This is a genomic window from Fusobacterium sp. (assembly GCF_030528405.1).
Taxonomy (GTDB): Bacteria; Fusobacteriota; Fusobacteriia; order Fusobacteriales; family Fusobacteriaceae; genus Fusobacterium.
Window position 1 is genome coordinate 1 of sequence record NZ_JAUMYY010000025.1, and the last position, 24,449, is coordinate 24,449.

The following is a 24,449-nucleotide window of genomic DNA, read 5'->3' on the forward strand; positions in this document are numbered from 1 at the left end:
TGACATTATTAGTGTTTTTTGTAGTTTTTTTGTAGTCAATTGGCAACAACTTTTATTGAAAAAAAGATATCAATGTGTTAAAATTAATAGAATATATCAAGGAGATTTAGAATGAAAAAAATTTATATTGCTCCTATAGCAGGAGTAACAGATTATACATTTAGAGGAATACTTGAAGAGTTTAAACCAGATTTAATTTTCACAGAAATGGTAAGTGTAAATGCTCTTTCAGTTTTAAATGAAAAAACTATTTCAAAAATTTTAAGATTGAGAGAAGGAAATGCAGTTCAACTCTTTGGTCAGGATATAGAAAAATTAAAATATAGTGCAAAATATATAGAAAATTTAGGTGTAAAACATATAAATTTAAATAGTGGTTGTCCTATGAAAAAAATAGTAAATTGTGGATATGGAGCAGCCCTTGTTAAAGAACCAGAAAAAATAAGAGCTATTTTATCAGAACTTAGATCTGTTTTAAATGATGATACCAAACTATCTATTAAAATAAGAGTAGGTTATACTAAGCCAGAAAACTATATAGAAATTGCCAAAATAGCAGAAAAACTTAATTGTGATCATATAACAGTTCATGGCAGAACAAGAGAACAAATGTATTCTGGAAAAGCCAATTGGACTCTTATAAAAGAAGTAAAAGAAAATATTTCTATACCAGTAATAGGAAATGGAGATATTTTTACAGCCGAGGATGCTTTGGAGAAGATAAGGTATTCAAATGTAGATGGACTTATGTTAGCAAGAGGAATATTTGGAAACCCATGGCTTATACGAGATATAAAAGAGATTTTTGAATTTGGAGAGTTAAAAAGTAGAGTGACCAAAGAAGATAAGGTAAAAATGGCAATAAAGCATTTAGAAAACTCAAAAATGGATAACGAAGGTAAATTTATTTATGACATAAGGAAGCATATCTCTTGGTATTTAAAGGGAATAGCTGGTTCAGCTGAAGTAAAAAGGAAATTAAATTCTACTGATAGCTATGAAGAAACAATAGAGCTTTTAAAATCCATATTATAAAAATGTTAAAAATGAAGAGGAAGGGGAATAAATGTCTACTGATACACCTTTAATGTTACAGTATAAAAAAATAAAAGAAGAATATAAAAATGAAATTCTTATGTATAGATTGGGAGATTTTTATGAAATGTTCTTTGAAGATGCAAAAATTGCTTCTAAAGAACTAGGACTTACTCTAACTAAAAGAAATAAGGAAAAAGGTCAGGATATTCCTCTTGCTGGAGTACCTTACCATTCAGTTGCTTCATATATAGCAAAATTAGTAAATAAGGGTTATAGTGTAGCAATTTGTGAGCAGGTTGAGGATCCAAAATTAGCAACAGGCATTGTCAAAAGAGAAGTAACAAGAGTTATAAGCCCAGGTACAATGATAGATGTGGATTATTTAGATCAAAATAAGAACAACTATATTATGTGTATAAAATCAAATGATGAAGAAAATAAAATTGCAGTTTCCTATGCTGACATAACAACAGCTGAATTTATAGTTTTTGAAATAGCTGGAGAAAACACAGAGCAACGGTTACTTGCTGAAATAAATAAAATAGCTCCAAGTGAAATTTTGCTTGATGAGAAAACTGCAGAAAGTTTAAATTCAATGTTAGAAAATAAAATATTTTTATCTGGGGTAAAGATAAATTTGATTCAAAATGTAAAAAAAGCAGAAAAATATATCCTAGATTTTTTTAATGTTCTTTCTTTGGAAGTTTTTTCATTAAAAGAAAAGTCTCTAGCTATAGATGTTTCAGCTAACTTATTAAATTATATAGAAGAATTACAAAAAGAAAATGATTTACCTTTTGAGAAAATAGAATACAAAAGCATTCAAAATATAATGGAACTTAATTTAAGTACTCAAAATAACTTAGATTTAGTGCCAGCTAGAAATGCAGAAGCTAAAGGTACATTGCTTGGAGTGTTAGATGAGTGTGTAACTTCTATAGGAAGTAGAGAATTAAAAAAAATTATAAAAAATCCATACTTGGACAAAGATATAATAAGTCAAAGGCAGTATTATGTGGAATATTTTTTAAAAAATGTTTTGTTCAGAGAGGAAATAAGGGGATTATTAAAGGAAATATATGATATTGAAAGAATATCTGTAAAAGTAATATATGGTACAGAAAATGGAAAAGATCTTTTATCCTTAAAAACTTCTATTAAAAAATCTTTAGAAATATATAAGAAATTTAGAGAAGATTCTGAAATATCTGAAATTTTTGAAATAGATATAGAAAATCTTTTAGATGTGCATAATAAAATAGAGCTTGCCATAGATTATGAAGCACCATTCTCAGTTAGAGAAGGTGGAATAATTAAAGATGGTTATAATAAAGATTTAGACGAATTGAGAAAAATATCTAAGCTAGGTAAAGATTATATTTTAGAGATTGAGCAAAGAGAAAAAGAAAGAACTGGTATTAAAGGTTTGAAAATAAAGTATAATAAAGTTTTTGGATATTTTATTGAGATTACGAAAGCTAATGAACATTTAGTTCCTCAAGATTATATAAGAAAACAAACTCTTGTTAATGCAGAAAGATATATAGTTTCTGATTTAAAAGAGTATGAAGAAAAAGTTATTACAGCCAAAAGTAAGATTGAAAGCTTGGAATATGAATTGTTTAAAGAAATTTCAAATGAAATTAAAAATAAAATAGAAATTTTTTCAAATTTGTCAAAGAGAATATCTTTTGTCGATATAATTTCTAATTTTGCACATATAGCTACTAAGCACTCCTACGTTAAGCCAGAAATTTCAGAAGATAATAATTTGGAGATAACAGGAGCACGTCATCCTATAGTTGAAACACTAATTCCACGAGGTGAGTATGTAAAAAATAATGTAAAATTTGATGCTAATAAAAATTTAATTATTTTAACAGGCCCAAATATGTCTGGAAAATCTACTTTTATGAAACAGATAGCATTAAATATAATTATGGCACATATAGGTTCTTATGTTGCAGCTGATTATGCTAAGATTCCGATAGTTGATAAAATTTTTACAAGAGTTGGAGCTAGTGATGACCTTTTAAGTGGACAATCTACTTTTATGTTAGAGATGACAGAGGTTGCCAATATTTTGAACAATGCAACAAAAAAATCTTTTATAGTACTTGATGAAATAGGTAGAGGGACTTCAACTTATGATGGAATATCTATAGCAACAGCAATCACAGAATATATACACGACAAGATAGGAGCAAAAACAATATTTGCTACACATTACCATGAACTTACAGAACTAGAAAAGGAATTAGAACATTTAAGTAATTTCAGAGTAGAAGTAAAAGAAGATGGTAAAAATGTAGTATTTTTAAGAGAAATAGTAAAGGGGGGAGCAGATAAATCTTACGGTATAGAAGTTGCAAAATTATCTGGTGTACCTCAAATAGTTCTAAGTAGAGCTAAAAAGATTTTGAAAAAATTGGAGACAAGAAGAGCAATTGTAGAAAATAAGATAAAAACAGAGCAGATGTTATTATTTTCTAATGTATTGGAAGATGATGAAATTTTGGATGAAGAAGTTGAAAATTTTTCTGAAAATGAAAAAAAGGCATTGGAAATTTTAAGGAATGTAGATTTAAATTCTTTAAGTCCTTTAGAAAGTTTATTGAAATTAAATGAAATGAAATCGATTCTCAACGGAGGAAATGATGAATAAGAAGAAAATTATATATATAGTTATTGGTTCAATCTTTCTTGTTTTAGGATATCTTAATTATTTTGGTGAAGAGAGTAAAATAAAAGAAGTAAGAAAAGTAATTGAAACAAAAAATGCTGTCTATGAAGCAGATGGTTACTATGTTGAAGCAGAGAAAGAATTTGACTATATAGATGATAAAGAGAGTGTTTTTGAGAAAGCAAAAGCCAAAATAAAGGGTATGATTTTAAGTGGAGATAATGTTTTACTTGATAAAGCAAGAAATTTAATTTTGAACTCAAATATAGTAGGAATAAGCCCTAATGGTTGGAAGATAAATGCTTCTGAATTAAAGTATGAAAAAGATACAGAAACACTTAGTTCTCAAAGTTTAGTTTCAGCCATAAACGAAAAAGAAGGAATAGAAATTTCAGGGAATAAATTCAAGACTAATATATCTATGGATTACATTCTTTTAGAAGATGGAGTTGTGATAAAAAATAAGTTTTTGTCTCTTATGGCAGATAGTGCACAATATTCTAGTGAAACAAAAAAAATTTTATTAAAAGGTAAGATAAATATTGTAGGTTTAGGAAATGTGAAAGATGAAGAAGGAAAATCTAAGTTATCAGGAAAATTTAATGAAGTGTATTATAACTTAGACGAAAGAAATCTCTATGCAGAAAATGGCTTTGAAATAGATTATGAAAATATAAGTCTTATAGGGGATAAATTTGTTTTAAATGATAAAGAAGAAAGCTTTAAGATAAATGGGAACGTACAGATAAAATATCAAGATTATCTTTTTTATGTAGATAGGATAGAAAAAGATGAACAAAGTCAAATAATAAATATTTATGGGAAAATAAAGGGTGGAAATCCTGTATATAATCTTAGTGCTAATATGGGGACTTATAATATAGAAACTAAGACCTTTAAAATAGAAGGAGATGTATCTGTTGAATCTGTAAATTCAGAGACTCTTATAGCAGATAAACTAGAATTTAACACAGTTTCAAAGGATTTAAATGCTTATGGAAGCCTATTAAAGTATAGTTCACCAACAAATAACTTAGAGGCAGAGTATTTTATATATAATACAGAATCAAAGGTTATAAAAACTGATAAAAAGTTTTATGCTTTTAATGAAAAAAATCAAAGCATAAGAGGAACGGATTTATATTATAACTTAGCTACGAAAGATTTTTCTGCAACAAACGAATTAACTTTATCAAATGGAAATTATGAACTAAAAGGAGAAAATATATCTTATGTTGAAGAAACTGGTTTTCTTAAAGTTCCAGAATACTATGAATTAAGAAATTTAGAAGGAGATGTAAAACTTATAGGAAATAATATTGTTTACAATAGAAAAAGTGGAGATTTAATAAGTGAGAATGAATTAAACTTATTTTCCAAAACTGGGAAATTAAATGGAAAAAATTTAACTTATAATAGCAATACAACATTGGGTAAAATAGAAGGACCGATAAATTTTGATGATAGAGAGAAAAATATTTATGGTACAGCAAAGGAGATAATAATAAAGACGGGCGATTATATAAAATTGATGGGACCTGTTAATGCAAGACAAAATGAAATTGTAATTGATACAGAGGATATGGTCTATAAGTATTCAGATGCTTTGATTCATATAGAAAATCCAATTAGTTTTAAAGATAATAAAACAATGGTTGGAAAGGTATCAAGAGCTAGCTATGATCCTAAAAAAGCCTTTTTTAAAGGTTATAATTTTGATATGAAAGATGCAACAAGGTCAGCTAAGTCTGATGAGATTTTATATTATACAAATGAAAATAAATTGGAGCTTTTAAAAAATGTTGTCTTAGTAAGTGATAGAAATAATATAAGGACCCAAAATTTAGTTTATAATACAAAAACTTCTGATATAGAATTAAAATCAGCAAGTCAGATATTTTATGATGATTATTTGATTAAGTCAACCTTTGGGAAAGTTAATAATAAAACTGGAGAAATATATGTGAAGAATGCGAATATAGTGTCAAGTGATAAATCTGAATTTTATGCTGATACAACAAGTGGAAATATAAATAATGGTTTGATTAATTTTAGAGGAAATGTCAAATCAAAAGTTTATGATAAAAATAATGAAAAAACAGAATTTAATGGAGAGATGCTTGATTTATATCTTCAAAAAATTGGAGATACTTACAAGGCAAAGAAGTTGATAATGAATGAGAAGGGAATCTTTACTCAGTTAAATAAGAAATTAGAAACTGATAATATGGAAGCCGATCTAGAAAAAAACATAGTTTATTTGAAAAATAGACCAATTATAACGGTTGATAATGCTCAAAAAGGGAATACAATAGCAAAGTCAGATTTTGCTAGGGTATTAATGGATGATAGAATAATATATCTAGATGGTTCTGTGTATGTTAAGGATATAAACGAAAAAAATGAAGAAATCACTATGACATCTAATAGAGCAGAAATAAAGAATAATGTAGCCTCAGTTTATGAAAAAGTTAAAATAGTAAATAAAGAAAGCATTTTAACGGCAAATGAGGGGCACTATGATATGGATACAAAAAAAGTAAGGCTTAAAGGAAATGTTCATGTAGATTATGTAACAGAAAAAGGAGCTGGGAAATGATAAGTTTAAGCGCGAATAATCTTGTGAAGAGCTATAGAGATAGAAAAGTTGTGAATAAAGTGAGCTTAGAGGTAAAAAAGGGGGAAATAGTAGGACTTTTAGGGCCAAATGGAGCAGGAAAAACGACAACTTTTTATATGATTACAGGTATAGTTAAGCCAAATTCTGGACAGGTTATATTTAATGAGCAGGATATAACAAATTACCCAATGTATAGAAGAGCAAATCTAGGAATAGGTTATTTAGCACAAGAGCCTTCTGTTTTTAGGAATTTAACTGTAGAAGAAAATATATCTGTAGTTTTAGAAATGAAGAATATTTCCAAAGAAAAACAAAAAACTATGATAGATAATTTATTGGAAGAGTTTAAATTAACTCATGTAAGAAAATCTTTAGGATATGCACTTTCTGGAGGAGAGAGAAGAAGAATTGAAATAGCAAGGACAATAGCTAACAATCCAAGTTTCATTCTTCTGGATGAGCCCTTTGCAGGAGTTGATCCAATTGCTGTTGAAGATATACAAAACATTATAAGATATTTAAAAAGTAAGGGTTTAGGAATACTTATCACGGATCATAATGTTAGAGAAACTTTAAGCATAGTGGATAAGGCATATATAATGGCAAATGGAAAAGTCCTATTAAGTGGAAGTTCTTACGAAATTGCAAATAGTAAAGAAGCTAAAAAGATATATTTAGGAGAGAATTTTAAACTAGATTGATGGAGGATAAATAAAAAAATGTTAACGGGCAATGAGATTAGAGAAAAATTTATAGAGTTTTTTATGGCAAAGCAGCATAGACATTTTGAAAGTGCATCTTTAATTCCAGATGATCCAACACTTTTATTAACAGTTGCTGGTATGGTACCATTTAAACCCTATTTTTTAGGGCAGAAAGAAGCACCCTGCCCAAGAGTAACAACATATCAAAAATGCATAAGGACAAATGATTTAGAGAATGTTGGAAGAACAGCAAGACATCATACATTTTTTGAAATGTTAGGGAATTTTTCTTTTGGAGATTATTTTAAAGAAGAATCAATAATGTGGTCTTGGGAATTTGTAACTGAAATTTTGAAATTAGATAAAGACAAATTATGGGTAACAGTTTTTACAACAGATGATGAAGCAGAAAAAATATGGATAGAAAAATGTAAATTTCCAAAAGAAAGAATAGTTAGAATGGGTGAAAGTGAAAATTGGTGGTCAGCGGGACCAACAGGTTCTTGTGGACCTTGTTCGGAAATTCATGTTGATCTGGGAGTAGAATTTGGTGGAGATGAAAACTCAAAGATAGGTGATGAAGGAACAGATAATCGTTTTATAGAAATATGGAATTTGGTATTTACAGAATGGAATAGAAAAGAAGATGGAAGTTTAGAACCTTTACCAAAAAAAAATATTGATACTGGAGCAGGTCTTGAAAGAATAGCTGCAGTTGTACAAAAAAAGAAAAACAATTTTGAAACAGATCTTTTATTTCCTATTCTTGAAGAGGCTGGAAAACTCACTGGAAGAAGTTATAATGAAAGTTCTACAGTAAATTTTTCCTTAAAAGTTATAACTGATCATGCAAGAGCAGTGACATTTTTAGTAAATGATGGTGTAATACCATCAAATGAGGGAAGAGGTTATGTGCTTAGAAGAATTTTAAGAAGAGCAGTTAGACATGTAAGACTTCTAGGTCATAAAGAATTATTTATGTATAGATTAGTTGAAAAAGTTGTTCAAAATTTTGAAAAAGCTTATCCTGAACTTAGAAAAAATATAGAAAATATTAAAAAAATTGTTAAAATAGAAGAAGAAAAATTTTCAAATACTCTTGATCAAGGCATACAACTTGTAAATCAAGAAATAGATAATTTATTGGCTAATGGTGGAACAAAGCTTAGTGGAGAAATATCTTTTAAGCTTTATGATACCTATGGATTTCCATATGAATTGACTGAGGAGATAGCACAGGAGAGAAAAGTTATAGTAGAAAGAGCAGAATTTGAAGCTAAAATGGAGGAACAAAAAGAAAAGGCTAGATCCGCTAGAGAAATTGTAATGGAAAAGGGACAAGATAATTTCATAGAAGAATTTTATGATAAGTATGGAGTCACTAAGTTTACTGGTTATGAAAAGGGTGAGGACAGGGCAAAGCTTTTGAATTTAAGAAAGATTAATGAAAATAAGTATCTATTAATTTTCGATAAAACTCCTTTTTATGCTGAGTCAGGAGGACAGATAGGAGATGTAGGAGAAATAATAGGAGAAAATTTTATAGCAAAAGTTTTAGATACACAAAAACAAAAAGACATATTTTTTCATACCGTTGAATTTATAAAAGGACATGCTGTTGAAGGAAAAGATTATGAATTAAAAGTTGATATGTTGAGAAGAACAGATATTTCCAAGAATCATACAGCTACTCATTTACTCCATAAAGCTTTAAAAGAGGTTTTAGGAGAACATATCCAACAGGCAGGTTCACTGGTGGAAGCTGATAAATTAAGATTTGATTTCAGTCACTATGAAGCACTTAGTACAGAACAACTTGAAAAAATCGAAAATATAGTAAATGAAAAAATAAGAGAATCAATAGCTGTTGAAGTTAGCTATCATACTATGGATGAGGCAAAGAAAATGGGAGCTGTTATGCTCTTTGGAGATAAATATGGAGATACAGTTAGAGTAGTAGATGTTCCTTTATTTTCAACAGAACTTTGTGGTGGTATTCATGTTGATAATATAGGAAAAATAGGACTATTTAAAATAATTTCAGAGGGAGGAATAGCTGCAGGAATAAGAAGGATAGAAGCTAAAACAGGATATGGAGCATATTTGTTTGAAAGAGAAGAGGCTATAAAAATAGCTACTATAGCTAAAAAATTGAAGACAACGAGTTTAGATGTAGTTGAAAAAGTTGATAAACTAATAGAAAGTTTTAAAGAAAAAGAAAAAGAACTTGAAAGTATAAAACAAAAATTAGCAAATTTTGAAAGTAAATCAGTTCTTACAAGTATGGAAGAAATAAATGGAGTTAAGATTTTGCTTGCAAAATTCTCAGATAAGAAGTTGGAAGATTTAAGAGCAATGGTTGACTCTATAAGAGATAAAGAAAGTAAAGTTGTGGCAGTTTTAGCAAGTACTTTGGATAATAAGCTATCTTTTACAGTTGGAGTTTCAAAAATTCTTACAGATAAAATAAAAGCAGGAGATATAGTTAGGAAGTTAGCTGAAGCTACGGGTGGAAAAGGTGGAGGAAGACCAGATTTTGCCCAAGCAGGAGGGAAGGATATAGAAAAATTAGAAACAGCTATGGTAGAGATAAGGAATTTGTTAAAGGACATATTACAATGAAAAAGTACATAGCTTTAGATGTTGGAGATGTGAGAATAGGAGTAGCTAAATCAGATATTTTAGGAATTGTTGCCAGTCCTCTTGAAACTATAGATAGAAGAAAAGTAAAAGCTCTTAAAAGAATAGCAGAATTATGTAAAGAAAATGAAACGACAAGTATAGTTGTTGGTATACCTAAGAGTTTAGATGGCTCTGAAAAAAGACAGGCTGAAAAAGTTAGAGAATTTATAGTAAAATTGAAGAAAGAGATTCCCAATTTAGAAATTATAGAAGTGGATGAGAGATTTTCAACTGTTATGGCAGATAGTATATTAAATGATTTATCTAAAAAAGGAGCTTTAGAAAAGAGGAAACTTGTTGATAAAATGGCAGCTGCTATAATTTTACAAACATTTTTAGATATGAAAAAATAATTTTTTAATCAAAACATAGTTATACTTAAGAATAAAATTTAGAAAAAATTTGGAGGAGAGATGAAGTTAAAATCATTAATAAGATTAGGTTTTGTCATTACGATATTTGCGATTTCATTGTGGTATAGTTTAGCAAAACCTATTAAATTGGGATTGGACTTGAAAGGTGGAGCCTATGTTGTACTTGAAGCTGTACCTGAAGGAGATACAAAAATTGATAACAATGCTATGAATAGGCTTATAGAGGTTTTAGATAGACGTGTAAATGGGATAGGGGTAGCAGAATCAGTTATACAAAGAGCAGGAGAAGATAGAGTTATAATAGAACTTCCAGGACTTCAAAATACAGAGGATGCAATAAATTTAATCGGTAAGACAGCACTTTTAGAATTTAAACTTATGGATAATGATGGAAAATTAGGCGAAACTTTATTAACAGGCTCTTATTTAAAAAATGCAGATGTATCTTATGATAATTTAGGAAGACCACAGATACAATTTGAAATGACTCCAGAAGGAGCAAAAATATTTGCTCAAATAACAAGAGAAAATATTGGTAGACAACTTGCTATAACACTTGATGGAGTTGTACAAACAGCACCTAGAATCAATTCAGAAATTCCAAGTGGAAATGGTGTTATAACAGGAAATTATACAGTTGAAGAAGCTAAGGCAACTGCAACACTTTTGAATGCAGGAGCTTTACCAGTTAAAGCAGAAATAGTTGAAACAAGGACAGTGGGGGCTACTTTAGGTGATGAATCTATAGCTCGAAGTAAGAATGCGGCAATAGTTTCTATAATTTTAATTTGGGCTTTTATGATAATTTTATACAGATTACCAGGTATTGTAGCAAACTTAGCTATCATACTATTCGGTTTCATAACCTTTGCAACTCTGAATTTTATAGATGCAACTTTGACTCTTCCAGGAATAGCTGGTTTTATTTTATCACTAGGTATGGCAGTTGATGCCAATGTCGTTATATTTGAAAGAATAAAGGAAGAATTAGGATTTGGAAATACTATTAGAAATTCTGTTGAATCAGGGTTTAGTAAAGCCTTTGTTGCTATATTTGATTCTAACTTAACTACACTTATAATTACGGCAATTTTATTTGTATTTGGAACAGGTCCAATAAAAGGCTTTGCGGTAACACTTGCATTGGGTACAGCTGCATCAATGTTTACAGCTATAACTGCTACAAAAGTTATATTATTAACATTTATAAATATGTTTGGGTTTAATGATCCTAAACTTTTTGGAGTGAAATTGGAGGAGGTAAAATAATGAGAATTGATTTAAAAGTAATAGAAAGAATGAAGCCTTATCTTTCAATTTCAGTGGTCTTAGTCATTTTATCATTAGGGATATTTCTTTTTAAAGGATTAAATTATGGTATAGATTTTGTGGGAGGAAATCTAATACAAATTAATTATGTAGAGAAAAATATTACTTTGAATGAAATAAATGAAAATTTAGATGAACTTGCTGAAAAAATACCACAAATAAATCCAAACAGCAGAAAAGTACAAATTTCTGATGATGGAACTATAATTATAAGAGTTCAGGAGATAACAGAAAATCAAAAAGAAGAAATACTTGAAAATCTAAAAAAATTAGGTAACTATGATTTAGAGAAAGCAGAAAAAGTTGGAGCTAGTGTGGGGGCGGATTTAAAGAAATCAGCAATATATTCTCTTGTTATAGGCTCTATACTAATTGTTGCCTATGTTACGATGAGATTTGAATTTAGCTTTGCAATTGCTGCTATAATAGCATTATTACATGATATTATAATTTCAATTGGATATATTTCGCTTGTTGGCTATGAAATAAATACTCCATTTATTGCAGCTATTTTAACCATTTTAGGTTACTCAATAAATGATACAATAGTCATTTTTGATAGGATAAGAGAAAATTTAAGAAGAATGAAAGCTAATAAATGGACTTTAGAAGAATGTATGACTAAATCCGTTGATCAAGTAATGGTAAGGTCAATAAATACTTCAGTAACAACTTTATTTTCAATAATAGCAGTTTTAATCTTTGGTGGGGATAGTTTAAAAACATTTATTGTTACTATGTTGGTAGGTATTTTGGCAGGTTCTTATAGTTCGATTTTTCTAGCAACACCTCTAGTTTACATTTTAAATAAAAGAAAAAATAGAGATATGGGAGACTATTTTAAAGAAAAAGAAGAAGAGGAAGAAAGAGTAGAAAAAATTTTAGTGTAGAAAAATTAAGAAATAGAAAAAGAGTTGAAAATTGAAAATTCAATTAATCAACTCTTTTTTTGTTTTAGGAAAATAAGATCACTATTTTTTTAAAATTTTTGCTTGTCCATCAAGTACGGTTACATTTTCTTGATTGTAACAAATTGTTTTTAGAATTACAATTTTTTTATCTGGTATAAGCTCGATAATTTCACATCTAGCTGTAATTGTGTCTCCAATTTTTACAGGTGCTAGAAAATTTAAATTTTGTGACAAATAAATACTTCCTTCTCCTGGTAATTTTGTCCCCAAAACAGCTGAAATAAAACCAGCAGTTAGCATACCATGAGCAATTCTACCTTTAAAAATACTATTTTTTGCATATTCATTATTTAAATGAATTGGGTTTATATCTAAGCTAATTCCAGAATAAAGCATAATATCTGCTTCTGTTATGGTCTTAGCAACAGTTTCAAACATTCCTACTTCTAAGTCATCAAATTTCATAATCTATCTCCTATAAAAATATTTTTACACTATTCCAAAGCTTGCCAAGATTATACAAACTATTACAGCAATTGTAGGGATAACTGCTGTACACATACCGATGTCAATATATGATTCTTTATGAGTCAGTCCAGTAACACCAAGTAAAGTTATAACAGCACCATTGTGAGGTAAAGTATCTAAACCACCACAAGCAATAACAGCAATTCGGTGTAAAACTTCTGGATTAATTCCAAGTTCTTGAGCTTGTTTTAAATAAGTTTCGCCTAGAGCTCCTAAAGCTATACTTAAACCACCAGAAGCTGATCCAGTAATACCTGCAAGCGATGAAACAGAAATTGCCTCAGATACTAAAGGATTAGCAGAAAGACCAAGTAAAGCTCCTTTGATAGCAGCAAAAGCTGCAAGACCAGCAATAACATTTCCATATCCAACTTCTGAAGCTGTATTCATAACTGCTAGAAAAGAACCACTAACTCCCTTTGTTAAAGTTTCCATAGGATTTTCCATTTTTTTGTAGTTTAAAGTAAAAGCAAGAATTATTGAAATAACAAGCGAAGTAATTAAACTCCAATTTCCAACAACTTTTTTGGCAGTTGTTTTATAATTTTCTAAATAAGATAAATCCATACTTGGAAAAACATATTTTGACATAACAAAGCTTAATCCCAAAACAACTATGATTGGAAGTAAAGATACTCCAAAATTAGGAAGGGAATCTGTATCAAATTTAACTATACTTTCATTTTTATGATTTCCATAGCCTTCACCTTTAGCCATGGCTCTTCCAGCTCTAAATTGTAGCCAAGAAAGTCCACCAAATAACATGATAGCTGAAGCAATTAATCCTATAATTGGTGCAGCATAGACATCAGTTCCAAAAAATTGCATTGGAATAGCATTTTGAATTTGAGGTGTTCCAGGAAGAGCAGTCATTGTAAAAGTAAAAGCCCCTAATGCTATTGCTCCAGGAATAAATCGTTTTGGAATTCCAACTTCTCTAAATAATTCTGCTGCTATTGGATACACAGCAAATGCAACAACGAATAGTGACACACCACCATAAGTTAAAATGGCACAAGCAATTACAATAGCTGGAATTGCTCGTTTTTTCCCCAGTTTTTTACAGATAACATTTGCTATTGATTTAGCAGCTCCTGTATCATCCATAACTTTTCCAAATATAGCTCCTAGTAAAAATAGGGGGAAATAATTCATTACATAGCCACCTAAACTCTTCATAAAAACTTCAGTATATGTAGCAAGTAAATGAATTTCTCCTGTAGCAATTCCTCCCATAAAAGCAGCAAAACAAGCTAATATAGGAGCTAAAATAAGCACAGAAACACCTCTATATGCAAGGTACATTAATAAAATCAAAGATAAAATAATTCCAATTACTCCTATTACCATTATAGCCTCCTTCTTTTAATATTTTGTTTTATTTAATTTATATTTTTATAAAAATAAAGGGAAAAATATTATTAAATTCTTAAAATTTCAAATTCATTAAATTTTCTTGAAATATTCTACTATCCATGTATTTTATATCACTGGCTAACAAAGGTTTGAACTCCATATTTGCAAAAATGTCTTTTTCAATATCAATACCTTCAGCAATTTCTATTAAGGTTAGTCCTTCTTTTCTTAATTCAAAAACAGCCCTTTCAGTAATATATAGTGTTTTTTTATTATTTTTTATAGCAAAATTTCCGCTAAAAGTAATCTGTTCAACATTTTTTATAAATTTTTTAATTTTTCCTTCAGAAATAATTTTTAATTTACCATTTTCACAATCTACTTTTAGCCCTCCAGCAGTAAAAGTTCCACAGAATATCACTTCTTTTGCATTTTGAGTTATATTTATAAAACCACCACAGCCAGCTAATTTAGGACCAAATTTAGAAACATTTATATTCCCATATTGATCACATTGAGCTAAACCTAGAAATGCCATATCTAAACCGCCACCATCATAGAAATCAAATTGAGTTGGCTGTTCAACTATGCAAATAGGATTCAAAGAGGCTCCGAAACTCATTCCTCCCATAGGTACTCCACCAATTGCTCCTGGTTCGACAGTTGGAACAAATTTTTCATCTTGCTTTTCTTCTTTTAAGACCAAGGCAATGCTCTCTGGCATTCCAATACCATAGTTTAGAACCTTAGCTTCTTTTTTTATACTCAATGCACATCTTCTAGAGATAATTTTTCTTTCATCTAAAGGAAAATTTATATCAGAAGATTTTACAGAAAGATTATTATTTACATAACCATAATTGAATTGCTCAGCAAAAGTTTGCATGTGATTTTTTGAATCTTCAGTAATTACGATATAGTCAACTAAGATTCCAGGTATCTTAACATCTTTCGGTTGGATTGAACCAGCTTTCAATATTTTTTCAACTTGTACAATAACTTTTCCGCCAGAGTTTTTTGTTGCTGCAGCAATGTGAAAACCTTCTAAAAATAAAGCTTCATTTTCATAGGAAATATTTCCATCTTCGTCAGCAGATGAAGCACGTAGTAGAGCCACATCTATTTTTTTTGGAGCTTTAAAAAAAAGAATTTCCTCTTCATTAATCTGAAGTTTAGACACAATATCTTCTTTTGTAGAACTATTAACTTTTCCACCTTGAAGAGCAGGATCTACAAAGGTATCTAGACCAACTTTAGATATAGTTCCAGGTTTTTTAGCGGCCATATCTCTGAACATCTGGGCAATAACTCCCTGTGGTAAATTATATCCTTCAATTTTATTTTCATTTGCTAATTTACTAAGGTTAGGACCTAATCCCCAATGACCTCCAATTACCTTATTTATGAGTCCTTCATGAGCTAATCTACATAAACCTCTTGATTTTCCATCACCAAATCCTGCAGCAAACATTAAATTTAAAGAATTAGGAGAACCGTTTTTAAAAAAAGACTTCTCAATATTAACTAATATTTCTTCGGGAACACCAATACCAACAAAGCCATCAATAGCTATAAAACTACCATTTTTAATGATATTAGGAACTTCAGCAGCTCTTATAATATTCATATAAGCCTCCTTTTTTTAAAAAATGAATATACTCTCATTAATAAAAATATATCACATATTTTTTAAAAGTCAACGAAAAAAATACAAAAAAAATATAATAAAATATTTGTTTTTTTTGAAAAATATGTTACAATTATTTTAAATTTAAGAATTAGGAGAAAAAAATGGAAAGCACTAAGGGGAAAATTATAAATTCAGCAATAGAACTCTTTTCAAGTAAGCCTTTTGAAGAAGTTTCAGTATCGGAAATATGTAGAAATGCAAATATTTCTAATGGAATAATCTATAAGTATTTTAAAACTAAAGAAGAAATATATAAATTTTTATTATCCGAAACAATAGTGAGAATAGATTCATATTTAAGTATTATAGAAGGAGATACTATTGAAGAAAGATTAAAAGATTTTATAAAAAAAAATTTAGATTTAACTAGAAAAGAAATTAAACTAATTAGAATATATAGAGATGGGCAGTATAAATTTCTAGAATATGAAAAAAAATTAAAAAAAGTTTACAATAGAAGTCTTGAGAATGTTTATAAGCGAAAGTTGAAAATAATTGAGAAATTTTTTATTCTTTCAACAATCAGGCATATAAATATATACTTTATAACAAAAAATATAGAGATTGATATTGATTTTTTAGTTAGATCTTTACTTTATGGTTTTTTATATCAATCAAAAAGGGACACATCAATTTTACATGATGGAATGTTTTATCTAAGGATTCCATTTAACTCTGCCAATGTAAAATGTAAAATTTTGAATGTTGGTTCAGAAATTTTAAGTAATCAAGAGTACAATTCTATAAAAATAAGTGATATTACAAGTAAAGCTGGAATCTCTTCAGGTGCTTTTTATTTATATTTTAAAAATAAGGACAGTTTTTTAAAAACTGTTGTTTTAAGAATTAGAAAGCAAATTCTATTTTTTTTAAAAGATAATTTTAATTTAAATTACACTCCTCTAGATAATCATCTAATGTTTTTGTATCTTTTGTTTGAGTATTATAAAGATTCATATTTCAAATATAAGTTACTTCGTGAAATGGAATTAATTGATAGTAAAATTTATGAAAAATTTATGGACGAAGATGTAGATTTTTATTTAGAAACATTGCATGATTTAAATTATAATTTTCATAAAAGAAGAATAATAGCAGTAATGCTCTTAGGTATCTCTCATTATATGGGCATTGAGTTTTTTTATACAAAGGAATTTAAAAATAGAGATTTATTTTTAGAGGAAATAAAAAAACTTATTCAGAACGGTTTAGAGAAATAATTTTAATAAAATTATTTTTAACAGAAAAATGGAGGTAAGATGAATAAGGTACTTTTTGTAACAGGAGCAGCAAGCGGGATAGGAAAAGCAATAGGAGAATCTTTTTTAAGAAAAGGGTATAAAGTTGTTTTTTCAGATTTAAATGAAGAAAAATTAAATGAAATTGTTGAAGAAAATTTAAAAAATAATTTTGATTGTTATGCAGTAAAATGTGATGTAACAAAGGAAGAAGAAATTAATAATGCAATAGATAAAACCATTGAAAAATATGGAAGATTGGATGTGTTAATAAATAATGCAGGTTTACAGCATGTTTCAATGATAGAAAATTTTCCAGTAGAAAAATTTGAATTTATGATAAAAGTTATGCTTACAGCACCTTTTATTGCAACTAAGAAAGTTTTTCCGATAATGAAAAAACAAGGTTTTGGTAGAATTTTAAATATGGCTTCAATAAATGGAGTAATTGGATTTGCTGGAAAATCGGCATATAATTCAGCAAAGCATGGATTAATTGGTTTAACAAAAGTTACAGCTCTTGAAGCAGCAAATTCTGGAGTAACAGTAAATGCTATTTGTCCTGGATATGTTGATACTCCTTTAGTAAGAGGGCAGTTTGAAGACTTAGCAAGAACTAGAAACATAGATGTAGAAGAAGTTTTAAATCAAGTTTTATATCCACTAATACCACAAAAGCGTTTGCTTGATGTGAAAGAAATTTCAGATTTAGCACTTTTTTTAGCCAGTGATGATGCAAAAGGTATAACAGGGCAGGCTAGTATACTGGACGGAGGATACACAGTTCAATAATAACTAATTAATATTATTAACTATATAAGTTATATAAAAATATTTAAAAATAAAAGTACTGAGAAAAGAATTTAAATTTTTTAATCAGTACTTTTTTATTATAAGAAGGTTTACTTATATTTTCTAATTGCAGGTGGAGTGTAAGTTTTTATAAAATTTTCCATTTCTTCATAGGAAGTAGTGAATAAAATTTTATTTCTATCGTCTTCTGTTAAAAATCCTGAGTTCACCATTAAATCATACATGCTTTTTATGGGTTCATAGTAGTTATTTATATTGAAAAATATACAAGGGTTATTATTTTGCCCTATTCTTGCCCATGAAATAAGCTCAACAATTTCTTCTAAAGTTCCAGGGCCACCTGGAAGAGCTATATATACATCACCTAGTTCCATCATAATTTTTTTTCTTTCAGGCATTGTATCAACTTTTATAAGTTTAGTTATATCTTCATTGGCAAGTTCTCTTTCGGTTAGAAAGTGAGTGATAATACCAGTTACTTCTCCCCCTTCAGCCATAACAGTATCAGAAACAACCCCCATTAATCCTAATTTTCCACCACCATAAACAAGATGATGATTATTTTTTGCTATCCATTTTCCCATTTCAATAGCTGAATTTCTATATATTTCATTATTTCCCATATTGGCACCACAATAAACAGTTACTTTCATTTTAACCTCCGTAAAAGTATTTTTCATATCTTCTATTATACTATTTAAAATAAAAAAATCAAAATAACAATAAAATAAATCAGTTAAAATTAAAGATTTTTTGTTAACAAGTGTTGATAAAGAATTGTTTTTATTTACTTAATAAGAAAATTTAATATAAAAAAGTCTGTTACAAAAATTATTATGTAGCAGACTTAAATTTTTTATTCTTTTATAAATCCCAGTTCTTTTGCTCTATGACAAGCAAAGAAATGATTAGTTTTAACTTTTTCAAGAACAGGTGATTTTTCAGAGCAAATTTTTTCAGCATAGACACATCTTTTTGCAAATCTGCAACCTATTCCTGGGTTAATAGGGGAAGTTATTTCTCCCTCTAACTTTATTCTTTCCATTTTTTTATTTATATTAATTGTAGGTATTGCTGAAAGTAATGCTTTTGTATAAGGGTGTATAGGGTTTTTAAATAGTTCCTTTGAAGGAGCTTTTTCAACAAGTTCACCTAGATACATTACAGCAATATCATCAGAGAAATGCTTTACAACAGAAAGGTCGTGTGTTATGAACATATATGTAAGTCCAAATTTTTCCTGTAAATCTTTCATTAGGTTTAAAACCTGTGCTTGAATAGAAACGTCAAGAGCTGATACAGGTTCATCACAAACTATAAATTTAGGATTAAGGGCAAGTGCTCTAGCAATACCAATTCTTTGTCTTCTTCCTCCATCTAATTCGTGGGGGTAAGTGTTTACTAATCTTTCAGTTAAACCTACTGTTTCCATAAGTTCTTTGACTCTTTCATCTAATTCTTTTTTATTTTTGCACTTTTTATGGATTATAAGAGGTTCAGCAATAATTTCGCTTACAGTCATTCTAGGGTTTAATGATGCAAATGGATCTTGAAAGATTATCTGCATTTCTTCTCTTAATTTTATCATTTCTGCTTTATTAAATTTTCTAATATCTTTCCCTTCAAAAAATATTTCTCCATCAGTAGCTTCTAAAAGCCTTAATATAACACGACCAGTAGTTGACTTTCCACATCCAGATTCTCCAACAACTCCTAATGTTTTACCTTCTTCAATCGCAAAGTTGATTCCATCAACTGCATGTAATTGACCTTTAGGAGTATGAAAATATTTTTTTAAATTTTTAACTTCTACTAAAACTTTATTCATTTTCTTCCTCCCAATTTTCTTTAAATTCAACCAAACCTTCAGCAATTAAACATTTAACTAAATGACTCTCAGTAACTTCAGTGTCTTTTGGAATTTGTTTAGAACAAAGCTCAGTTGCATGAGGACATCTAGGATTAAATTTACATCCAGATGGAAGATTTGTAGGATCAGGCATTAAGCCTTTTATAGGAGTTAGTCTAGTTTTTTCTTCATCTAAACTTGGTATAGAACCAAAAAGCCCTATAGTGTAAGGATGTTTTGGATTTTCAAAAACATCTTTAAGAGATCCATACTCTACAATTTCCCCAGCATACATAATAGCAACCTTATCACAGACTTGGGCAACAACACCAAGGTCATGAGTTATAAGTATCATAGCAGTTTTTAATTTATTTTTTAAATCATTCATTAAGTCCAATACCTGAGCTTGAATAGTTACATCAAGAGCAGTAGTAGGTTCATCAGCAATTAAAAGTTTTGGATTACATGCAAGAGCTATAGCAATTACAACTCTTTGTTTCATTCCACCAGAAAATTGATGTGGATAATCATTTTTTCTAGCTCCAGGAATTCCAACCAACTCTAACATTTCAGCAGCTTTATTCATAGCTTCGTCATTAGAAACTTTTTGGTGAATTTGTATAACTTCAGCTATTTGCTCACCAACAGTCATAACAGGATTAAGAGAAGTCATAGGGTCTTGGAATATCATTGAGATATCATTTCCCCTAATTTTTCTAATTTCTTCTTCTGAGATTTCAAGTATATTTTTCCCAGAAAAATTAATTATACCATTTTTTATCTTTCCAGTAGGACCTGAGATAAGTCTTAAAATTCCTAAGGCTGTTGTTGTTTTTCCAGCACCTGTTTCCCCAACTAGTCCTAGAGTTTCTCCCTCGGCTAACTCTATATTAATTCCATTAACTGCATAGACAGTTTCAGCATTTTTTACATATTGAATTTCTAAATTTTTTATTTCTAAAAGATTTTTATTCATATTTTCGTTTCCCCCTATCTACTATTGTTTTAATCTCGGATCTAAAGCATCTCTTAGCCCATCTCCAAGTAGATTAAGCGAGAGTATAGTTATCATTATAGCTACACCTGGGAATGTAGTTACCCACCAAGCATATCTTAGATACTGTCTTCCACCCGATAACATAGAACCCCATTCAGGGTCAGGAGGTTGTATTCCAAGTCCAATAAAACTTAAGCCAGCAGTAGAAAGTATAGCACTTGCAACTCCTAATGTTCCTTGAACTATAACTGGAGCTAAAGAATTAGGTATTATGTGCTTAAAAATAATTCTAGTATTGCTAGCACCAATTGCTTTTGCAGCCTCAATAAATTCTTGATCTCTTATGGATAAAACAGAAGCTCTGACAATACGAGCGTATCTAGGAACAGAGGAAATACTTATGGCGACCATTAAGTTTATTATACTAGGTCCTAAAGCTGAAACGATAGCTATTGCTAAAAGAATACTAGGAACAGCTAAAAAGATATCCATAGTTCTCATTATGACATTATCTATATATCCTCCATAGAAACCTGAAAGTGCTCCCAAAGTTCCTCCTATTATTATCGATAAGCCTACAGCTAATATACCAACTTTTAAAGATACTCTTGCTCCATGTATAAGTCTTGCAAAAATATCTCTACCAAATTCATCAGTACCAAGCCAATTTTGAGAATTGGGTGGAGTCAATCTATTAGAAAGATTTTGCTTTATTACAACTGTTTCATAATCTGCTATTACATTTGCAAAAATAGCTAATATAATAAGAAGAATAAGTATAAATAATCCAAACATAGCCATTTTATTTTTTGAAAGCATTCTAGCTATCTCTACCCATTGGCTATTTTTTTTATTAATTTTTTTGTCTTTCATCATATCCTCCTACTTATATTGTGATTTAATTCTTGGATCAGCGAAAGCATATAATAAATCAACAAAAAGATTTACAACACTAAATGCTGTTGCCAAAAAGATAACTGCAGCAAGGACGGTAGGAGTGTCTTTCTGCCTTATAGCTTCGACCATAAGTCTTCCAACACCTGGCCATGAATAAACAGATTCAGTTAAAACGGCACCACCAAGTAAGTTTCCAAATTGAAGACCAACAACAGTAATTATAGGTATTAAAGCATTTTTCAAAGCATGTTTATATATAACAACTTTTTCTGCAACTCCTTTTGCTCTGGCAGTTCTAATATAATCCTGTCTTATAACTTCAAGCATAGAAGATCTTGTCATTCTAGTAATGATAGCAGCAGAACCTACTCCAAGAGTAATAGCAGGAAGTATTATACTGGATAAACCATCAAAACCCCCTGATGGAAGTAGTCTTAATTTTACAGAAAAAGTTAAAATAAGCATAAGTCCTAACCAGAAAACAGGCATAGAAACACCTAATAGAGCAAAGACCATACTAAAACTATCTAAAAAAGAATATTGTTTAGTTGCAGAGATAATACCAATAGGGATTCCTATTATAATAGAAATTAAAACACCAAGAACTGCTAATACAAGTGTATTAGGAAATCTTGAGAAAATTTCTTTAAAAACTTCTCTACCAGTTGTGTATGATCTACCAAAATCACCCATTATGGCATTTTTAATAAATCTAAAATACTGTATAAAAAATGAATCATTCAAACCCATTTTTTCTCTTAAAGCTTCAACTGCAGCCTTAGGAGCGTTTTCTCCAAGAATTAATTGAGCAGGATCTCCAGGAGTTAAATACATAATTGCAAAAACTAAAAGAGAAACTCCTAATAATACTGGAATTAAAAGAATTAATCTTTTCAGTACATATTTGTACATTTGCTCACCTTCCCTAAATTTAGTTATTAAGAAAAAGAGCTAGAACTAAGCTAGCTCTTCTAATATTATTTAATATCTAGTTTAATTTTCTATTTTAACACCATATAATCTATGAGCAGTAGCAAGCTCAAATTTAAAGTTTTTAACATCCTTTTTAGTAATTACATTATAAGTAGGATAAGCTACTAAATACATAGGTATATCTTTTCTGATAATTTCTTGAACTTCTTTGTAGATAGCTTTTCTCTTTTCTACATCAAGTTCAGCTCTTCCATCTTTTAATAATTGATCAACTTTAGAGTTAGAGTAGAAAGTTCTATTTCCAGCTCCACCATGAGTATCTGTACTAACAAGAGCAGCTATACCATAATCAGGGTCTCTTGTTACAGTTCCCCAACCAAGTATAAACATATCGTGATCTCCTCTTGCAGTACCATCTAGGTATGCTGCCCATTCAAGAGTTTCAATAGCAGCATCAATTCCCACTTGTTTTAATTGGTCTTGTAATATAACAGCGATATCTCTTCTTACACTGTTGTCATTTATCCAAATTTTAGTTTTAAATCCATTTTCAAAACCAGCTTCTTTTAAAAGTTCCTTAGCTTTTTCTATATTATGTTCATATTTTCCAACAGGAGAATAAGCAAACAGTTTTGGTCCAATTATAGAATCAGCAGCAACTGCGCCACCAAAAAAAGCTGTTTCAACTATTGGTTCTTGATTTATTGCATAAGATATAGCTTCTCTAACTTTTGGATTGTCAAAAGGAGCTTTTTTAACATTGAAACCAAGATAAGTCATAGAAACACCAGGTTCTTCAATATATGTAAATCTATCATCTGTTTTTAATTTATTTTTATCAATACCTTGAATATCGTATATAACATCTAATTCACCTGTTTCAAGTCCTATAGTTCTGTTTGTTTCTTCAACTATACTTCTAAACACAAGATTTTTAATAGGAGTTTCACCTTTAAAGTATTCAGGGAAAGCTTCAAGAGTTATTCTGTCTCCACTTGCCCAAGAAATAAACTTGTATGGTCCAGTTCCAACTGGATTTTGTCCATAAGTATCTCCAGCTTCATTAACTGCTTTTTCATTTAATATAGCAGTAGCATTGTGAGATAGATGATTTAAAAGTGGAGCAAAAGGGAACTTAGTAACAAATTTAACAGTATAATCATCAACTACTTCAACACTATCAATAGCTTCTACTATATGTTGAACTTGTGGAGAAGCTTTCATTCTATCAAAGGTAAATTTTACATCAGATGCTTTTAATTCCTCACCATTATGGAATTTAACTCCTTTTACTAAATGAATAATTGTCGTAACATTATCTGGTTGTTCAACAGACTCAGCTAATGACGGTTGAGGAACTGAATTATCATCAAATTCAAATAATCTATCATAGATTTGAACAGATATTCTTGATGAAGGATTATCATTAGAAGCATGAGGATCTAATGACTTAGCATCAGCAGGATTTCCAACAACTAAAGTATCTCTTACAGCATTATTACTAGCAGACTTATCAGCTCCACCACCACAAGCTACTAGAAATAACATACTTGCTAACATAGCAACAGCTATTAAAATTTTTTTTCTAAAATTCATATAATAACCACCTTCCTTAAAATATTTATTTCATATAGAGATTTTACTATATTTTGGTGAAAAAAGTCAATCTATATAAAATTTAAATTTTAATTATATAAAATTTATCTTGTTTTGAGAGAAATTAATATGACATTTTTATATCTAATTTTATACATATTTATACATACTAAATGAAGTTATTAATTCATTGTTTATTTATGAGAAGAAT

Annotated in this window: 19 protein-coding genes; 10 read left to right on the forward strand and 9 right to left on the reverse strand. The window is 29.3% G+C overall.

What is annotated here, in order from left to right; all coding sequences use genetic code 11:
- Nucleotides 1-111 precede the first annotated feature (111 nt).
- Genes Q4A58_RS05325 through secF form a run of 8 tightly spaced genes read left to right on the forward strand, consistent with a single transcriptional unit; the run spans nucleotide 112 to nucleotide 12,320 of the window.
- Complete coding sequence (locus Q4A58_RS05325; protein ID WP_303117200.1) at nucleotides 112-1,035, forward strand: tRNA-dihydrouridine synthase; 924 nt, start codon at nucleotides 112-114, stop codon at nucleotides 1,033-1,035.
- Between the two features lie 31 nt (nucleotides 1,036-1,066).
- Nucleotides 1,067-3,703, forward strand: coding sequence for a DNA mismatch repair protein MutS (gene mutS / locus Q4A58_RS05330; protein ID WP_303117202.1), 2,637 nt, complete (start codon nucleotides 1,067-1,069; stop codon nucleotides 3,701-3,703).
- Entirely contained in the window at nucleotides 3,696-6,320 is a 2,625-nt protein-coding gene (gene lptC / locus Q4A58_RS05335) for an LPS export ABC transporter periplasmic protein LptC (RefSeq protein WP_303117204.1), read from the forward strand. Before mutS ends, lptC begins: the two co-directional genes overlap by 8 nt.
- The gene (lptB, locus tag Q4A58_RS05340) at nucleotides 6,317-7,042 is read left to right on the forward strand and encodes an LPS export ABC transporter ATP-binding protein (protein ID WP_303117206.1); all 726 of its coding nucleotides are present in this window, start codon (nucleotides 6,317-6,319) and stop codon (nucleotides 7,040-7,042) included. Before lptC ends, lptB begins: the two co-directional genes overlap by 4 nt.
- 18 nt (nucleotides 7,043-7,060) lie before the next feature.
- Entirely contained in the window at nucleotides 7,061-9,667 is a 2,607-nt protein-coding gene (gene alaS / locus Q4A58_RS05345; RefSeq protein ID WP_303117207.1) for an alanine--tRNA ligase, read from the forward strand.
- On the forward strand, nucleotides 9,664-10,080 hold the full coding sequence (ruvX, locus tag Q4A58_RS05350; RefSeq protein ID WP_303117208.1) for a Holliday junction resolvase RuvX: 417 nt from the start codon (nucleotides 9,664-9,666) through the stop codon (nucleotides 10,078-10,080). The genes alaS and ruvX overlap by 4 nt, the downstream gene beginning before the upstream one ends.
- A gap of 60 nt (nucleotides 10,081-10,140) precedes the next feature.
- Complete coding sequence (gene secD / locus Q4A58_RS05355) at nucleotides 10,141-11,370, forward strand: protein translocase subunit SecD (RefSeq protein ID WP_303117210.1); 1,230 nt, start codon at nucleotides 10,141-10,143, stop codon at nucleotides 11,368-11,370.
- Nucleotides 11,370-12,320: a protein translocase subunit SecF gene (gene secF / locus Q4A58_RS05360; RefSeq protein WP_303117213.1), complete on the forward strand. Its 951-nt coding sequence runs from the start codon at nucleotides 11,370-11,372 to the stop codon at nucleotides 12,318-12,320. The genes secD and secF overlap by 1 nt, the downstream gene beginning before the upstream one ends.
- Nucleotides 12,321-12,401: 81 nt before the next feature.
- On the opposite strand, the gene Q4A58_RS05365 is transcribed toward secF, so the two are convergent.
- The 3 genes from Q4A58_RS05365 to Q4A58_RS05375 form a co-directional block, all read right to left on the reverse strand.
- Entirely contained in the window at nucleotides 12,402-12,806 is a 405-nt protein-coding gene (locus Q4A58_RS05365; protein ID WP_303117215.1) for a MaoC family dehydratase, read from the reverse strand.
- Nucleotides 12,807-12,830: 24 nt separating this feature from the next.
- Nucleotides 12,831-14,219: a GntP family permease gene (locus Q4A58_RS05370; RefSeq protein ID WP_303117217.1), complete on the reverse strand. Its 1,389-nt coding sequence runs from the start codon at nucleotides 14,217-14,219 to the stop codon at nucleotides 12,831-12,833.
- Nucleotides 14,220-14,298: 79 nt separating this feature from the next.
- Complete coding sequence (locus Q4A58_RS05375) at nucleotides 14,299-15,852, reverse strand: acyl CoA:acetate/3-ketoacid CoA transferase (protein ID WP_303117218.1); 1,554 nt, start codon at nucleotides 15,850-15,852, stop codon at nucleotides 14,299-14,301.
- A 164-nt stretch (nucleotides 15,853-16,016) separates the two neighbouring features.
- On the opposite strand from Q4A58_RS05375, the gene Q4A58_RS05380 reads away from it, so the two are divergent.
- Nucleotides 16,017-17,135 carry a TetR/AcrR family transcriptional regulator gene (locus Q4A58_RS05380; protein ID WP_303117220.1) on the forward strand — a complete coding sequence of 373 codons (1,119 nt, stop codon included), beginning with the start codon at nucleotides 16,017-16,019 and terminating at the stop codon, nucleotides 17,133-17,135.
- 39 nt (nucleotides 17,136-17,174) lie between these two features.
- Nucleotides 17,175-17,945, forward strand: a complete 771-nt coding sequence (locus Q4A58_RS05385) for a 3-hydroxybutyrate dehydrogenase (protein ID WP_303117221.1) — start codon at nucleotides 17,175-17,177, stop codon at nucleotides 17,943-17,945.
- A gap of 110 nt (nucleotides 17,946-18,055) precedes the next feature.
- Here the strand turns inward: Q4A58_RS05385 and Q4A58_RS05390 are convergent, their stop codons facing one another.
- The 6 genes from Q4A58_RS05390 to Q4A58_RS05415 form a co-directional block, all read right to left on the reverse strand.
- Nucleotides 18,056-18,619 (reverse strand): TIGR00730 family Rossman fold protein, encoded by a 564-nt coding sequence (locus Q4A58_RS05390; RefSeq protein WP_303117224.1) that lies wholly within the window; start codon nucleotides 18,617-18,619, stop codon nucleotides 18,056-18,058.
- A 203-nt stretch (nucleotides 18,620-18,822) separates the two neighbouring features.
- Nucleotides 18,823-19,794: an ABC transporter ATP-binding protein gene (locus Q4A58_RS05395; protein ID WP_303117225.1), complete on the reverse strand. Its 972-nt coding sequence runs from the start codon at nucleotides 19,792-19,794 to the stop codon at nucleotides 18,823-18,825.
- Entirely contained in the window at nucleotides 19,787-20,791 is a 1,005-nt protein-coding gene (locus Q4A58_RS05400) for an ABC transporter ATP-binding protein (protein ID WP_303117227.1), read from the reverse strand. Before Q4A58_RS05400 ends, Q4A58_RS05395 begins: the two co-directional genes overlap by 8 nt.
- 21 nt (nucleotides 20,792-20,812) lie before the next feature.
- Nucleotides 20,813-21,685 (reverse strand): ABC transporter permease, encoded by an 873-nt coding sequence (locus Q4A58_RS05405; RefSeq protein ID WP_303117229.1) that lies wholly within the window; start codon nucleotides 21,683-21,685, stop codon nucleotides 20,813-20,815.
- A 9-nt stretch (nucleotides 21,686-21,694) separates the two neighbouring features.
- Nucleotides 21,695-22,621: a nickel ABC transporter permease gene (gene nikB / locus Q4A58_RS05410; protein WP_303117231.1), complete on the reverse strand. Its 927-nt coding sequence runs from the start codon at nucleotides 22,619-22,621 to the stop codon at nucleotides 21,695-21,697.
- An 81-nt stretch (nucleotides 22,622-22,702) separates the two neighbouring features.
- Nucleotides 22,703-24,238: an ABC transporter substrate-binding protein gene (locus Q4A58_RS05415; RefSeq protein WP_303117233.1), complete on the reverse strand. Its 1,536-nt coding sequence runs from the start codon at nucleotides 24,236-24,238 to the stop codon at nucleotides 22,703-22,705.
- Between the last annotated feature and the right edge of the window lie 211 nt (nucleotides 24,239-24,449).